This window comes from Streptomyces sp. NBC_01363 (assembly GCF_026340595.1).
Classification (GTDB): domain Bacteria; phylum Actinomycetota; class Actinomycetes; order Streptomycetales; family Streptomycetaceae; genus Streptomyces.
Genome location: NZ_JAPEPF010000001.1, coordinates 5,706,027 through 5,720,628 on the forward strand (window position 1 = coordinate 5,706,027; position 14,602 = coordinate 5,720,628).

At 67.6% G+C, this 14,602-nt stretch carries 14 protein-coding genes and 1 pseudogene; 5 read left to right on the forward strand and 10 right to left on the reverse strand.

The features are described 5' to 3' along the window. Nucleotides 1-11 precede the first annotated feature (11 nt). On the reverse strand, nt 12-458 hold the full coding sequence (locus tag OG611_RS25930) for a DUF6228 family protein (protein WP_266424528.1): 447 nt from the start codon (nt 456-458) through the stop codon (nt 12-14). A gap of 101 nt (nt 459-559) precedes the next feature. Between OG611_RS25930 and OG611_RS25935 the strand changes: the two genes are divergently transcribed. Further along, nucleotides 560-1,096: a nucleotidyltransferase domain-containing protein gene (locus OG611_RS25935; RefSeq protein ID WP_266424531.1), complete on the forward strand. Its 537-nt coding sequence runs from the start codon at nt 560-562 to the stop codon at nt 1,094-1,096. 39 nt (nt 1,097-1,135) lie between these two features. Further along, complete coding sequence (locus OG611_RS25940) at nt 1,136-1,303, forward strand: hypothetical protein (protein WP_266424534.1); 168 nt, start codon at nt 1,136-1,138, stop codon at nt 1,301-1,303. A 143-nt stretch (nt 1,304-1,446) separates the two neighbouring features. Here OG611_RS25940 and OG611_RS25945 read toward each other — a convergent pair whose 3' ends face one another. From OG611_RS25945 to OG611_RS25955, 3 genes are all read right to left on the reverse strand, one after another. Beyond that, the gene (locus tag OG611_RS25945; protein WP_266424536.1) at nt 1,447-1,956 is read right to left on the reverse strand and encodes a GNAT family N-acetyltransferase; all 510 of its coding nucleotides are present in this window, start codon (nt 1,954-1,956) and stop codon (nt 1,447-1,449) included. Nucleotides 1,957-2,746: 790 nt separating this feature from the next. After that, complete coding sequence (locus OG611_RS25950; protein WP_266424538.1) at nt 2,747-2,971, reverse strand: hypothetical protein; 225 nt, start codon at nt 2,969-2,971, stop codon at nt 2,747-2,749. Between the two features lie 26 nt (nt 2,972-2,997). Next, nucleotides 2,998-3,477 (reverse strand): hypothetical protein, encoded by a 480-nt coding sequence (locus OG611_RS25955; protein WP_266424541.1) that lies wholly within the window; start codon nt 3,475-3,477, stop codon nt 2,998-3,000. 27 nt (nt 3,478-3,504) lie between these two features. Here OG611_RS25955 and OG611_RS25960 point away from each other — a divergent pair, with 27 nt between their 5' ends. After that, complete coding sequence (locus OG611_RS25960; RefSeq protein ID WP_266424544.1) at nt 3,505-3,912, forward strand: hypothetical protein; 408 nt, start codon at nt 3,505-3,507, stop codon at nt 3,910-3,912. Between the two features lie 564 nt (nt 3,913-4,476). Here OG611_RS25960 and OG611_RS25965 read toward each other — a convergent pair. Next, entirely contained in the window at nt 4,477-5,628 is a 1,152-nt protein-coding gene (locus OG611_RS25965) for an NAD(P)/FAD-dependent oxidoreductase (RefSeq protein WP_266424547.1), read from the reverse strand. Nucleotides 5,629-5,680: 52 nt separating this feature from the next. Then, complete coding sequence (locus OG611_RS25970) at nt 5,681-6,370, reverse strand: TetR/AcrR family transcriptional regulator (protein ID WP_266424550.1); 690 nt, start codon at nt 6,368-6,370, stop codon at nt 5,681-5,683. Between the two features lie 921 nt (nt 6,371-7,291). On the opposite strand from OG611_RS25970, the gene OG611_RS25975 reads away from it, so the two are divergent. Continuing rightward, the gene (locus tag OG611_RS25975) at nt 7,292-8,803 is read left to right on the forward strand and encodes a carotenoid oxygenase family protein (protein WP_266424552.1); all 1,512 of its coding nucleotides are present in this window, start codon (nt 7,292-7,294) and stop codon (nt 8,801-8,803) included. Between the two features lie 234 nt (nt 8,804-9,037). Here OG611_RS25975 and OG611_RS25980 read toward each other — a convergent pair whose 3' ends face one another. The 3 genes from OG611_RS25980 to OG611_RS25990 form a co-directional block, all read right to left on the reverse strand. Further along, complete coding sequence (locus OG611_RS25980) at nt 9,038-9,934, reverse strand: IS3 family transposase (RefSeq protein ID WP_266424555.1); 897 nt, start codon at nt 9,932-9,934, stop codon at nt 9,038-9,040. 627 nt (nt 9,935-10,561) lie between these two features. Further along, nucleotides 10,562-11,305 carry an aminoglycoside adenylyltransferase domain-containing protein gene (locus OG611_RS25985; protein ID WP_266424558.1) on the reverse strand — a complete coding sequence of 248 codons (744 nt, stop codon included), beginning with the start codon at nt 11,303-11,305 and terminating at the stop codon, nt 10,562-10,564. 171 nt (nt 11,306-11,476) lie between these two features. Then, complete coding sequence (locus OG611_RS25990; protein WP_323180233.1) at nt 11,477-12,001, reverse strand: SAM-dependent methyltransferase; 525 nt, start codon at nt 11,999-12,001, stop codon at nt 11,477-11,479. A gap of 39 nt (nt 12,002-12,040) precedes the next feature. Here OG611_RS25990 and OG611_RS25995 point away from each other — a divergent pair. Beyond that, a pseudogene (locus OG611_RS25995) lies at nt 12,041-13,243 on the forward strand (IS4 family transposase); the annotation flags it as partial. A gap of 496 nt (nt 13,244-13,739) precedes the next feature. Here OG611_RS25995 and OG611_RS26000 read toward each other — a convergent pair. Continuing rightward, the gene (locus tag OG611_RS26000; RefSeq protein WP_266424561.1) at nt 13,740-14,294 is read right to left on the reverse strand and encodes a GNAT family N-acetyltransferase; all 555 of its coding nucleotides are present in this window, start codon (nt 14,292-14,294) and stop codon (nt 13,740-13,742) included. Between the last annotated feature and the right edge of the window lie 308 nt (nt 14,295-14,602).

A 14,602-nucleotide genomic window follows, 5' to 3' on the forward strand; every position in this document is an offset into this window, starting at 1 on the left:
TCCCTCTGGTCCTACTCGACTGGAGTCGTGAGGAATGTGTGCATCTCGGCAGCGAGATTTCGTATGTCTTCGCCCGCCGCGTGCACCGTGGTGGTCTCGAAGTGCCACTCCTCGGCGGGCGGACGGTCGTGAATTCCCCAGGTCATGTGCACGTAGCCGCTGGAGCGGTGCTCTGCCGAGAGAGTCAGGTCATGTTCCAGGGAGCGCCAAGTGCGGCTGCCTTCCCAGCCTCGGAAGTCCTCGGCCAAGGTGGCGAGGAAGGCGTCGAGGCCGTCGCCGTGCCAGGTCCTCACTGAAGTCTCGATGCTCACCCATTCCCCGCTGGCTCTCACCAGGAAGTCGAGCGTCGGGTCATCGCCATACGGCCTTGATGGTTCGGAGAACAACAGGTGGACCAGCTGCGGTCCGGGACGTCCCACACGTACGACAGGTCCGTCTGATTTTTCGTACTCGATCACCGAAGCAGGCTAGTGCCACATCGAGCGGCGATTGCCCGCTCGGTGGGGACAAATGACGTGCTGGGCAAAGCGGTTGCCGCATAACCTGCCTGGCTGTGGACATGAGACGTGCTGATCAACAGCTTCGCCTGATCGCTGAGGCCATGGAGGTTGCCGAAACTCTTGGGGTGACGGTGTGGCTTCGCGGTGGATGGGCCATGGACTTCTTCCTCGGTGAGATCACGCGAGACCATGAGGACATCGACTGGTTCCTTTGGGCGGACGATGCCAGTGCCCTGGCGGGAGGCTTGCTGCGGCACGGCTATCAACCGGTGCCGGGGCCGCCGCCTGACCTGCAGCTCGATTTCGCCAAGGACGGACTGGAGAACAGCTTTACGCTCCTGGGCCGGGATGCGGCCGAGCGCGTGGTGGTCGCCGGGGGCCCCTGGGCCGGTGCGCACTGGCCCGAGGGAATGCTCGATGCCGGGCCGGGCCGCATCGGAGGTCTGCAGTGTGCGATCGTCAGTCCGCAGGCCCAGATCGAGATAAAGCGGATGATGCCCATCTGGGATCCCTCCCGGCCTCGGCGAACCAAGGACGCCGAGGACATCGCCCGGCTGGAGGCGGCCCTCCGCGTACGGGGCGAGCGGTCCGAGTGACGTTGCTTGGGCGTCGGTCGTCCCTCCCTGGGGGGGGCAGTGGCCGGGCGACCACGAGTACGCGAGACCAGACGACGGCGAGGGACGGCTGCTGCTGCCGTCATCGGCGAAGGCGCCCGGTCGGTGGTGACCTGGCGGCGGGCCCAGATGGTGCTGCTGCGCTACTTCAGCCTGGACGGCGCGGACCACGCCGACCACAAAGAGTAGGGAAGCATGAGCCGCCACTACCTCACCTGGCGACGCTACACAGGCTTGGTGACTTCTGGCGCTGGTTCCGGCGTCGATGGAACGGGCTTCGAGTGTATGCGTTGCTGCCGAGTTCGGCTCGGCAGCAACACGGTGCTCGACGTTCAGTCCTGGACCTCAGCCGGGGCAGTGAACGAGATCCAGGTATCGGGCGGCAGGTCCGGGCGACCCGGTACCGGTCTGCGTTCCTCGGTCCATGCCTCGCCAGCGACCTCGGTAGCAACGCGGCGCCAGAATCCGACTGCGGCGATGTTGCCCTCCTGAAAGGCGACTTCCCACGGCCCCGGGTACTGCGCCGCGACCTGCCGAACGGCACACAGCCCGATCCCCGTCCTACGCACGCCATGCACCACGAAGAAGCTGCTCAGCACGCGCGTCGGGCCAGTCAGGCCGCGAACGAGCGCGAGACCAACAGGGAACTCGCCACTGGTCAGGAGATAGGGCGCCCAGTCGGCCTGTGTGAAGGCGGCGTGGAGCCGATCGCTTCGGAAGGTTCCGTCCGGGTTGGGCAGCACACCGCTGAACGCCGACATGTCATGTCGAAACAGTGACCAGAGGCGCTCCAGTGTTGGTCGGTCGGCCGGATCGGCATGGTGCACGGATACGTCGGTCATGGGTCTCCTCCATGTTTTGCGGTTCGGTGGTGGCTGGGGCGCCTCGGGGCGCTCGACCACGGCAGGACGGCGATGGCTACCCCGTGTGCCTGAGAGCAAGGCCGCCGGGGCATGAAAAAAGCCTCCCTGGCGGAGGCGTGGCCTGGCCGGGAAGGCGTAGTACTGACAGACAACTTATCAGGCTCACGGAGGAGTCCCGCTCTTGCGGGGGGTCCGACAAGCCGGGGTCAGTATCGGCTGATCTCCGCGACGTACTCGGTGCTGGAACCACCGCGTTCGCGGTCCCAGTTGCCCGCGATGCCCCGGTGGAAACAGAGCATGCGGCTGAAGACGTAGGCCGACGACCCGGAGGTGATCCCATGGGCGAGGTGTTCCGTGCGATCCGGGGTCGGACGCCGATCCTTCGGAGCCGGAGCCGGAGCCGGAGCCGGAGCCGGAGCCGGAGCCGGAGCCGGTGACGCGGGGCGTGCGGGGCGAGCGGTTGGCCCGGGTCGGCGGCATGAAACAGCCACTGGGGCTCTTCGACGGGCACTGTGACAGCTCGGCCCTGGAAGTTGCTGGACGAGCCGGTGAATCAGCTCGCCCGACAGCGCGGGGAGATCGGTCGGCCTTTGGCCGAGCCGCAGGGTGATCTTGTCCCCGTCGTCCCTGACGTGCTCGGCCATGAGCGGTGTGATGCGGCCGGCCGACTCCAACGCCTCCTGAGCGTCGTTTCTTTCGCGGCCGAGCGGGTGGGCAGTCGAAGTCGTCGGAAGCGCCTGCGCGGCAGAGGTAGCTCGGCGAACCCGGCTCAGGACAGCACCCGGGACTCGCGCCCGCTCCCCGGTGCCCTCAGGGCCAGTGCGGTGGCGAGCGCACGGCCGGCAGAACTGTCGAGCAGTGGCACGGCGATGACGCGGTTGAGCTGAGCCACGATGTCGGCGGCGGACCGAGAAGGGTGGCGGTACTCGCCTGCTTCCAGGAGAAGCATTGCACCGGTCAGGCAGCAGCCGAATCGGTAGATCTGAATTCCCACACAGCGGCGGAGCCTCACCGAATCAGTCAGGGACCGGCGAGTTCCGCCGAGGCGTCCCGGCTGGCCAGGGCGGCTTGGCGGGCCTGGAAGATGGCCCGGAGCGCTTCCTGCCCGTCGACTCTGTCCAGTTCGGGCTCCTGGGCGAGGAGAAGACGCGCCTTGGCCTCGACCTCGCCCCAGGCGCGGCGACTGCGCCGGTTGGCCGCGCACTTCACGTCGCTGCGGAGGAAGCCCGAGCCGGCTGCGAGCCCAGCGGAGACCAGCGCCAGCAGGGCTGCGGGGACGCGGGCGTCCGCCGATGCGAGTCCGGCGGCCCCGGAGACACCGGCGAGGACGGCCGTCGGGAAGCCGAGCCCGATGTCGACGACGGTCCAGAAGCCAACGCGCCGGTCGGCGTTGCGTACTTCGCGGCGCGCTTCCTCCAGGAGGTGCTCCGTCTCGACCCGTAGACGTGTCGGCCCGTCCGGTGGGGCTCCGTTCTGCTGCTGTGCGTCGGCATCGGTCACTGCCCAAAGATCCCAGCCGGTCGGCCGGTGCGTCAGCCGAACAACATTCTTGCTGCGAACGGAGGGCCTCCTTCGGAGCTGCAGCCGTTCCGCGCGTCTCGCGCCATTGAAGTCGTCGTCGACCCGTGCCTGCGGGGATGTTCTGGCAGCCGCTCCAGGGACCCCGCCCCCGTCGCCGACGCGATCACCGGACGGGACTTCACCGACGCCTGGCAGCGCATCACCAACTGGCTCCAACACAACTCCCAGACTCCTACGCTGCGCTGCGCGCGCGTCGGCGTGAGCCCCACCGCCATCACCGCCCTGGAACACGACCTCGGCATCCGGATCTCCACCGATCTGCGTGCCTTGTGGTTTCTGAACGCAGGTGAGGGCAGGGGCCGTGGCACAGGATGCCTGCCGGGCAACAAAGCCCTGATGCCCGCGTGGTGGTAGAAGTGTGATGGGCCCGCTGCGTTGTGCGCGAGTCGGGGTTACGGTCCAACTTCTGTGGTCTGTGATGCCCGTCAGTAGTCCGGGGACATGGCGTTCGACCCCAGGCACTGCGTCCTGGAAGGGACGAAGGTATGCACGGACGGCCCCGTATCCACCGACGTATCCCTGGGCCGGAACCTCCTTCCAGAGGGTCCAGGCGTTCGTGCAGTCCTCGGCCCACCGCTCGTGCCAGTACGGCCTGAAGTCGTCGGGCTTCGTCCCGCGCTTTGCTACCGCCGCTGGAAGAGGCCTTCCGGGGTTGCCGTCGACCGGAGGCTGCACGGTCCGGTCGGTCATCCGGAGTACCCGGGCGACGCGCGACAGCGGTGTTCTTCGCCGAGCATTCCATGGACGATGGCGTGCTTCTCGCGGGCTCGGTCGGGGTGCGGATGAACACTGTGCTGTGGCGCGTGAAGGCCAAGGCCTGATTCCTGGACTCGATGGCCGGCCAGGAATCAGGCTGCCACCGGCTTCGGCCAGGCCCTCACTCGTCCGGCGTCCGAATGAGGGCCCTTCACTCCGCGTTCATGCCATCTGGGCGTCGAAGGAGGCGAACATGTCGAGCAGCGGTTGCGGTGCGCGCTCATTGAAGATGATCTCGAGTCCCTCCGCAGACTCCCTCGCGGTTTCTTCGCTGCGGAGGAAGAGCGTTGCTTCGTAGGCGGACAGGGCCGCCTCGATGTTCCCGGAATGCTCGGCCAGGCACCGCCCGAGGTCGGCGCCGTCGATCAGGGCGAGGTTGGCGCCCTCGCCGGCGAACGGGGACATCAGATGGGCCGCGTCGCCCAACAGGGTCACGCCAGGCACGCGTGCCCAGCGATGGCCCAGGGGCAGGGCATGGATCAGTCGGGGCACCGGAGCGCCGTCCGCGTCGGTGATCAGTCGCTGCAGCTCGGGAGCCCAGTCGGAGAATTGCTTCAGCAAGGCGGACTTGACGGCCGGGACGTTGGTGAAGTCGAGGGTGGCGACCCAGTCCTCGGGGGCGCGCAGAGCGGTGTAGACGTGCAGGCTGCCATCGGGTTCGCGGTGGCCGAGAAAGCCCTTGTCGTCGCCGAGGGCGAAGAACATGCCGCCGCCGAGCAACTGCGCGGCGGCGGGGTGACGGGTCTCGGCGTCCAGGAGATCGAGCTCCACGAAGGAGATACCGGCGTACGCGGGTACAGCGTCCGACAGCAGGGGACGGATACGTGACCACGCACCGTCGGCGCCGATCAGCAGATCGGTGGTGAAGGTTCCGCCGTCGGCGAGCATGACCTCGTGGCGTCCATCGCCCAGAGGCCGGGCGGCGGTGACCTTCGTGTTCCAGCGGACGGTGCCGTCCGGAAGGGAGCCGAACAGGAGGTTGCGCAGGTCGCCGCGGTCGATCTCGGGCCGGTCGCCGGAGCCGTCGTCGGCTTCGTCGCGCAGGACGCGGGCGCGCCTGTCGAGGATCCGCAGGGCCTCGCCGCCGTGGTGGACCTTGGTCAGGAATTCCTCGTGCAACTGTGCGGCACGCAGCGCGGCCTGTCCGGTCTCGGCGTGTATGTCGAGCATGCCGCCCTGGGGGCGGGCCTGTGCAGAGGCATCGAGGTCGAAGACGGTGGAGTCGATGCCGTTCACGTGCAGGACGCGCGCGAGCATCAGGCCACTCAAGCCGGCACCGATGACGGCTATGGGGTGGTGGGGAGTACTGGTCACAGTGGTTGTCCTCATTCGTCTCGGAGCAGTAGAGGCAAGTGCCGACGGCGCGTCACTGAGCGGTGCGCGCAGTGACGCGGGTGCCGTTGATCACGGCATGGAAGACCCAGGCGAGACGCTGCTCGGGGAGACCGGAGACGAGGTCCTCGCCGAGCGCGGCAATGCGCGGGTGGGTGGCGGAGGAGGCTTCGCGCAGCGCGGTGACCAGGGCGTTGTTTTCGGCTTTGGTATCGACGGCCTGGGTGCGGGTGGAGTGTTCCACCGCGGTCGCGGTGGCCACCTGCAGCAGCACGTCCACACCCCAGGCGGCCTGAGCGTCGGGCACATGGCCCTCGTGCAGGAGGGCGAGCACGGCCTCGACCAGGGCCAGATAGTTCGGGCCGGAGGGACGGGCGACCAGCGCCGAGTGGGCCAGACCGGGATGCTCGAACAGCACGTTCGTGTAGGAGACGAGGACCTGCGTCAGCCGCTCACGCCAGTCGCTTTCGCCGTCTGCGAGAGACAGCTCGACGGAGCCCAGCAGTTCCTCCAGGATCGCCGCATGCAACTCGGCCGTGCTGGCCACGTAGACGTAGAGCGAGGCGGGGCCGGTATCGAGTTCCTGGGCGAGGCGACGCATGGTGACGCGTTGCAGCCCTTCGGTTTCCATCAGACGGACCGCGGTGGCGACGATGCCCTCGTGCGTGAGGGCGGGCTTGGCGGGCCGCTCGCGGCGGCTGCGGGGGGTCGGGGAGCTCGGCATGCGTCTCAGCGTAACGAACATATTCGCTACGAACATGTTCGTTACGCAAGAAGGGTGAGGCGAGCATGGTTGCCATCGTGAGCTCGTGGCCCGCGTCCGGGCAGCCGCCCCAGCGCAATCGGCAGACGCCGACATCTCCGATCCCGAACCGGTCTGGTCGCCCGGCCCATCCATCCCAAGCGGCACATCGTCACCCGCCCCCTTGGCGCCCCCCACGTGCCTCACTGCCCACGGCCCTGCGCTCCCTGAGCCGGGACCTCGCACCAGGGGAGCGGGCCGGCCACCGCAAGGGACCCGAAGCGCCCGCGCCCTGGACATGTCCGCCAGAGGCCCCGCACCTGGCGTGATCACGCATGGGAAGCCGTCCACGTCCAGGCCCCGCTGCGCGTAGAGGCCGACGGCGACCTGGTCCACTCGTACGTCACCCCGTGCACCGGCTGCGCCACCAGAGCGATCACCGGCCTCGCGGCAGCCCCCGGTCACCCAACCCGCCCTCCGACCCTGACCGCGCTGAGCTCCGTCATCGCGCGTACCCACCGATACGGGCCGGCCGACGGGCTGACTGAACCGGTGCGGTCCGACAGAGACACGTATCTCCTCTCCCGCACGGTGTGCACCGTGCCCACCGGGCTGACCGCTCTGGACCCGAACGCCACCGGCCTACCCACCGTCCTACGGCCCGCGCCTGAAGGGGCTCCCGGGTCCGCGAAGACCGAGGAGCTACTACCTGAAGTCGCCCTCCCGGCGCAGCCCTTGACACCTGCACCGGGCGGGCCCGTGGCGTGCGGCTCGTGTGGGGGTGTTGTCAGTACCACCCCCACACGGGCCTCAGGCCACCTGACCCGCCGCCGACCGCGCAGCAGACTCTTCTTCAGTACCGGCGAGGACCCGCCGGGCACCGACCAAGGACGGGGAAGAGCGATGACCAGTCACACACGCCGAAGGATCCTCCACGGTGCGGCACTCGCGGCGGCCGGCAGCGTCGTCGGAGGCTACGCTCTCGGCCACTACGCCACCGCGGCGCAGGCCGCCACCCGTGGCACAGCAACCGGAGACAGGGAGTCGTCCCCGTTCCTGGCGGGCGCCTTCGCCCCGGTGAGCGAGGAACTCACCGTGTTCGGCCTCCAGGTGACAGGCCGGGTACCGCACGACCTGGACGGCCGCTACCTGCGCACCGGCCCCAACGCACTGGGCGTCGAGGACTCGCGGGCCCACCACTGGATGCTCGGCGACGGCATGGTGCACGGGGTGCGGCTGCGCGGCGGGCACGCCGAGTGGTACCGCAACCGGTGGGTACGGTCCTCGCAGGTGGCGCGGAAACTGGGCGAGCAGTACCCGGGCGAGGCGCCGCCGGACGACTTCGCCTGCAACACACACGTCATCCCGTACAAGGGGCGCATCCTGGCCCTCCAAGAGAGTGGACCACTGCCGTACGAACTGGACGGCGATCTGAACACGGTGCGGCCCTACGACTTCCGTTCCACGCTGGAGGGTGCGTTCACCGCACATACCAAGTACGACGCGGCCGCGGACGAACTGCACGCGGTGGCGTACTACCCGACCTGGGACCACGTGCGACACCTCGTGATCGACCGGACCGGCCGGGTGGCACGGACCACAAGGATCCCGGTGGCGGACGCGCCGATGATGCACGACTTCGCTCTGACCGGGAAGTACGTGGTGATCGTCGACGTGCCGATCACCTTCGACAGGGCGGCCGCCGAGGCAGGCGCACCCGTGCCGTATGTCTGGAACCCGAAGCACCCGATGCGGGTGGGAGTGATGCCACGGACCGGCGGCGCCACCCGCTGGTTCGAGATCGATCCGGTGTACTACTCGCACACGCTGAACGCCTACGACCAGGGCGACACCATCGTCATGGAACTCACCACCATGCCCGCGCCGTTCTACGCCGCAGGACGGGGCAATGGCGGGCCCTCCGCGACCGGCCCCCCCCCCGCACTCGACCGCTGGACCATCGACCTGCGTGCGGGCCGCGTCCGCAGCACCCGGCTCGACGACCTGCCGCAGGAGTTCCCCCGCGTCAACGAGTCCCTGGTGTCGCGGCGGCACCGCTTCGCGTACGCGGCGAGCGCGGCGGAGATGTGGAGTGCCTACGAGACGGTCGACGGGGTGCCGCCGGACGACAAGTTCACGAACTGCCTGGTGAAGCACGACATGTTGCGCGGCAGCCGACAGGTGCATCGCTTCCCGGACGGCGCGGCGGCCGGGGAGCCCGTGTTCGTGCCGCGCCGCGGGGCACGGGAGGAGGACGACGGCTACCTCCTGTCCTATGTGCACGACCCCGACCGCGGTGCGAGCGACCTGGTGATCCTCTCCGCGCAGGACTTCACCGGCCGCCCCCTGGCCCGCATCCACCTGCCGGGGCGGGTCCCGCTCGGCTTCCATGGGAGCTGGGTGCCTGACGCGTGAGGGAGCCTTGGCAGACTGTCTACCGGCGGTTCGCCCACCGCGTTTGTCGCGCTGGCCAGGGTGGTGGGCCGCCGGTTCTCGACAAGGCCGCCTAACGGGGGCGGAACGTCGTTGAGCGGTGTTTCGCGTGGTTGGAGCAGTTCCGTGCCTGGCAACTCGGTTCGGCAAGTTGGCTGTCCGCTACCGGGCCGGGGTCGTCATTGAAGTTTCCCCGTGATCTTGGACACGTCGTCGTTACGCCGCGAGGGCCTGATCCTGTTGGTAGCGCAGGCGCGTCTCGTGGGGCGTGAGGTAGCCCCAGTGGATGTGCTTGCGCAGACGGCGTCTGTTGTAGAAGGTCTCGACGAAGTCGAAGATGTCGGTGCGGGCGGTGGCCCGGTCGGGCCAGAAGCGGGTGCCGATCTCCTCTTTGAGCACGGCCCAGAAACTCTCCGCGGCGGCGTTGTCGAAGCAGCTGCCGGTCCGCCCCATGCTTTGCCGACACTCCAAATCGCCGATTTTCATGCGGAGTTGGCCGGAGGTGTATTCCGATCCGCGGTCGCTGTGGATCACGCAGCCGGGCTCCAGGCGGCCCAGCGCGGCAGCCATGTCCAGGGCATCGACAACGAGTTCGGCACGATGGTGGTCGGCCATCGAGTAGCCGATCACCTCCCGGGTCGCCAGGTCCAGCCACGCGGCGAGGTAGAGCCAGCCCTCGGCGGTGGGGATGTAGGTGATGTCCCCGACGATCTTCGTACCGGGGCGGGTCGCGGTGAAGTCCCGGCCGATCAGATCCGGCGACGGGGCGGCCCTGGTGTCGGCCTTGGTCAGGCCGCGGCGTCCGGTGCGCCGGCTGTGCCCGGCGATGCCGTGCTCCCGCATGACCCGCTCCACCCGCTTGCGGTTGACCAGTCGGCCCTGCCGGCGCAGTTCGGCGGTGACGCGCGGGACGCCGTAGTTCCGCCGGGAAGCCAGGTGGATCACCGCGATCTCGTGGGCCAGGGCCTCATCCGCCCGCCGCCGCGCTTCGCGGGCCTGCCGCCCGGCCACCCACGCGTAGTACGTGGAGCGGGCGGTCCTCATCACCTTGCACAGCAGCGTGACCGCATAGTTCGCCTTCTCCGCGTGGATGAACCGGCATATCTTGCTCACCGGTCGCTCTGCTTCACGAAGAAGGCAGTGGTGAGGTCAATGGGTCGGTGCAACATCCCAGGTAGAACGGTTACTGGAGGTGTTGCTGGGTGGCGAGGATCGGGCGTCCGGGGTTGTCGGACGAGCAGAAGCGTGAAGTGTGGCGGCGATGGCGGGACGGGCAGTCGCTGAGCGAGATCGGGCGTGCGCTGGGCAAGGTGCCCGGGTCAATCCACAGGGTGGTCGCGGCGAACGGCGGTTTTGTCCCGACGACCGCACGAGTTCGATCGCGTCCCGCTTGTACTCCTCCGAGTACCGCTTCGTGTACTTGCTTCCCACCTGGCACTGCTTCCTCTGGGCTCTCACGTCCCAGTCTCCAGGTGTCCACGATCAAGGGGAAGGTTCAACTCCACCACGAGGCGCGGCATTCCAGGAGTTGTTTACTGACCCACGCTCCTAGCCAGCCCAAGGCCCAGCTGAGACCCCGCACTCCCGCCTCGGCTGCAGCCAAGCCGCTACGGACCCACGCTCCTGGCCCGAAGAGTGCTTCCTTCTGTGCAGCCGACAGGACCCTGGCCCCGTCCCGTCGTTGCGGGTCAGCGGTCAGCGGCGCTCTCCGCTCATTCGATCAAGAACACAGCCAAAGGTTCAGAAGGGGCGAAGCCGACCACGTACTTCTGCGACGAATTGGGCTGCTTCTTTGACGTTGGGCCCCTCATCCCCACAACGTTGGTAGGCCATGGCGGCCGTTACTACCGCCTCGTCGGGATGACGGGCTGTATACCACTCGGCGCCGTCGAGCTTGGAGCACAGCCGCCCCTCCTCGGCGAACCGTATGGCCCGGCAGGCATTGAGTACGGCATATGCGGCGGAGCCGCGGTCGAGTGCCCACTGAAGGTCGCCGACCATCGCCGCGAGAATGCGGTCCCGGGGGACTGGCCCGAAGGTCCGGGCCGGCATCGGCCCCAGGACCGAAATAGCGTGAGACCGGCAGACGGCGCTGTGCAGGATGAGATCGGGGTCACCAGAGCCTCCCGCTCCTGTCACGATCTCCGTCTCATCCACGGTTGTATTGATGTGCACTTCGAACAGGCAGGCACCAAGCACGCTTGCAGTTGCTGCGGTGATCACGCTCATTTCCAGGCCTGTGCCGGGACACTGTCTCGCGGTGGCCGCGATCGCTTCGCCCATTGCTTGCTGGGCGGCTGCAGTACCGGATTCCTCCACGACGGCGAGTACGTCGATGTCACTGCGGGAGGAATGGAATCCGCCGAGTACGGCTGAACCGTGGAGATAGACACCGACCAGGTCGGAGCGGAGCGAGGCCAGGACCGACGCAACGTCGGCGGCGTAGCCCAAGACGGCTGGCGGGACATGCAATGACGTGGACACGAGAGCCCAGACTAGTCCCGCCGCTGAGTAGGGTTCACCAGGGTATCCGCTACTTGCGCGAAGGAAAGGGATGGTCCTCAACCATCGCCTTGAATGCTGGTTCCGGTCACCGGAGTATCGAGGATCAGCGACTCACTGATCTGCCCCGCTGAGCTCCGCCACGCGACAGACTCAGTAGTAGTCGCGCATCAGTGTGGACGCCCATTCAGGTTGCTGGATCTCGCCGCGCGGGCCGAACTCCCTTACATACGGCTTCAAGTCGAGCACCGGTGTCCCAGACACCGCGTCAAGTCCGCTGACGTGAACATCGAGGTTATTCACCGATGTGATCCGGCAGCGTGAAACACCGAGTCTGTTGGGCCGGTATCGACTGCGTTGCGCGAAGATCCCGACCAGGGTTCCGTCATGCCTGCCCGGGACGGGGCGGGCACCCATGTCGATCTCCAGGCTGTCGACCTGGTCGAAGAAGAACACCACTTCAAGGTGGGAGAACCCGTCCAGGCCGAAGAGCGCCTCGGGACCGAATTGCGAAGAGTCCAGCCGAATGATGGCTTCCTCGCGGCCCCACCCAGACTCACAAATCTCGGAGCGCCCACCTGCAACTCGAGCGATCGGCCGCGATTCAACAAGCCCTTCCCCTTGCCACAGCCGCTGTGCACCCTCCCGTCCGGATCGAAAACAACTACCTAGCCGCAATACCGGTGACTTTGAGGGTGTCGGCTCGTTGTGTTGGGTGTGCCAAGGCCGGGACAGGTGAAGTCGGTGGGGGGCGAGCGGTTTTCGGATCGCATCGCTCTCGGAGTGTTAACGCGTGCGTTTACGCCTGATCTGGTGGACGAGGTGGTGGCGGAGTGCGGGCGTGTTGAGCAGCGTCAGCGGCTGCTTCCGGCACGGGTGGTGGTGTATTTCGTGCTGGCGATGTGCCTGTTCTCGGGGCAGGGGTATGAGGAGGTCGGGCGTCTTCTCACGCAGGGTCTGGAGCGTCAGGGCCGCTGGGTAAAGGGGTGGCGGGTGCCTACGAGCGGAGCGATCGGGCGGGCGCGGCTGCGGCTGGGGCCGGAGGTGCTGAAGGCGTTGTTCGCCCGGGTGTGCCGGCCGGTGGCCGTCGCGGGGTCGCGGGGCGCCTGGTTTCGGGGGCTGCGGTTGGTGGCTGTGGACGGGACGACGTTCGATCTGCCGGACACGGTGGCGAATGCCGGGTATTTCGGGCGTCCGGGGACCGGCCGTGGGCAGGGCAGGAGTGCGTATCCGCAGGCCAGGGTTGCGGCTCTGGTCGAGTGCGGCACTCATGCGGTCTTTGCTGCCGAGGTCGGTCCGCTGGCGGTGCACGAGACCGTGCTGGCCGGGCGCCTGTTCTCTTCGTTGACCCGGGGAATGCTGCTGATGGCCGACCGCGGGTTCCTCGGATTCGACCTGTGGCGGGCCGCCGCGGCAACCGGCGCCGACCTGCTCTGGCGGGTCAAAAGCAACGCGGTGCTGCCTGTGGTGACGTCGCTGCCCGATGGTTCCTACCTGTCGGAGATCGTCGCCGCCCGTGACAAGAACCGGCGGGCCGACCCGGCCCGGGTCCGCGTCATCGAGTACACCCTTGGCCCACGCGGGAAGGACGGCACCGTCTACCGGCTGGTCACCACCCTCCTCGACCCGGACACCGCGCCGGCGGCGGAACTTGCCGCGCTCTACGCCGAACGCTGGGAGATCGAGACCACGCTGGACGAGATCAAGACGCACCTGGGCGGGCCACGTCTGGTCCTGCGCTCCCAGCACCCGGCCGGGGCCGAGCAGGAGATATTCGCGTTCCTCCTCGTTCACCATGCCGTGCGGGACCTCATGCACGAAGCCGCACGACAGGAGGGACACGATCCGGACCGGATCTCCTTCACCCGCGCCGTGCGCGTTGTCCGCCGCCAGGTCACCGCCCAGGCGGGCTTTTCCCCCTCCCGACTCACGCGGGCCCTCGCACAGACTCTGCTTGAAATCGGTCAACGGCTCCTGGAACCACGGCGGTTACGCTCCAATCCCCGTGTCATCAAACGCAAGATGTCCAACTGGGCCCTCAAACGCACCGAACACAACAACCAGCCCCGGCCGGACACCCCAGTAGTCACCCTCGTCGGACCCACCAAACCAGCCCCAACCTCCCGAAAAAAGACCTAAATCACCGGTATTGTACCTAGCCGGAGTTTGTTCGAGCTGGTGGTGGCCGGGGATGAGACGGAGACGAACGATGGCGCCCGCGACCTTGTAGGTATCGCGGTTGTTGCTGCGGCAGCCGGCATGGCCGGGCCCAGCAGTAGATCGCCTCGCCTCACGGATCATGGGTCACGCCGCTCGGGCCGGATCCTGACCTGCATGGCCGACAGGCGACCGCCCCAGCCCAGCCTGGCCTTGTCAGGAAAGTGTGTCCTGAGAGTTTGACGACACTTTCGTGGCGTCAGGCCGATGGCGCGAGGTCGCCGGGCAACATGGAGAAGAGGACGAGGTCGACTCGGCCGCCGTGAACAAAGCCAGCGTTCCGCAGTGTGCCTTCGCGGTGGAGTCCGGCCCTGAGCGCGACCTTCTGGGACGCGGTGTTCTCCGTGGCAGCTTGTAGTTCCAGCCTTTGGAACTGCTGGTCGGCCAGGAGCCAGCGTGCCACTGCGCGTGTTGCTTCGGCTGCGACGCCGTGACCGCGAGCCCAGGGCGATACCCAGTAGCCGACTTCGCTCACCAGCGTTCGCCAGTCTGTCTTCTTCAGCCCGATCTGGCCCATCAGCCGTTTGGTGCGGGCGTCGGTGATGGCGAATTGGATGCCGTCTCCGTTGTCGCGAAGGGCATGGGCGGTGGCAGTGCACCAGTTGGTGGCGTCATCCAGCGTGTAGGGCCGGGGGAGTGGCAGCCATCGCTGGGTGAGTGCATCCGCGCAGCTCGCGTGTGTGTCCGGGATGTCGCTGGTGTCGAACGGGCGGAGGATCAGCCGTTTCGTGCGTAGAACCGACTCGGGGAACATCTCCGGCTCCGTTCGCAATTGATCACCGATCACTGGTCACCGACCACCGACCACCGATCACCGATCACCGATCACCGATCACTGGTCCCGGGGACGGTAACAGGAGCCCCCGATCCAAAGGTCGACGACATGGTCAGGGCCTTCCATCAGGAGCCATGGCCGCTGCAACATCTGCTGGTGCCCGGCAGGAGCGGCCGCCACCGCTCCCACTCGGCATCAGCTACGTCACCTCGTCCCATGCGCATACCAAACATTGGGTACGGACCAGTCGCATGAACGACCGGACAGGCCCTGGGCGCCGACCAAAG

Bases quoted from the DNA above. Each gene is read 5' to 3' on its own strand.
- OG611_RS26000 (WP_266424561.1), bottom strand. From the start codon at position 14,294: ATGTTCCCCGAGTCGGTTCTACGCACGAAACGGCTGATCCTCCGCCCG.
- OG611_RS25975 (WP_266424552.1), top strand. From the start codon at position 7,292: ATGACCAGTCACACACGCCGAAGGATCCTCCACGGTGCGGCACTCGCG.
- OG611_RS25970 (WP_266424550.1), bottom strand. From the start codon at position 6,370: ATGCCGAGCTCCCCGACCCCCCGCAGCCGCCGCGAGCGGCCCGCCAAG.
- OG611_RS25935 (WP_266424531.1), top strand. From the start codon at position 560: ATGAGACGTGCTGATCAACAGCTTCGCCTGATCGCTGAGGCCATGGAG.
- OG611_RS25945 (WP_266424536.1), bottom strand. From the start codon at position 1,956: ATGACCGACGTATCCGTGCACCATGCCGATCCGGCCGACCGACCAACA.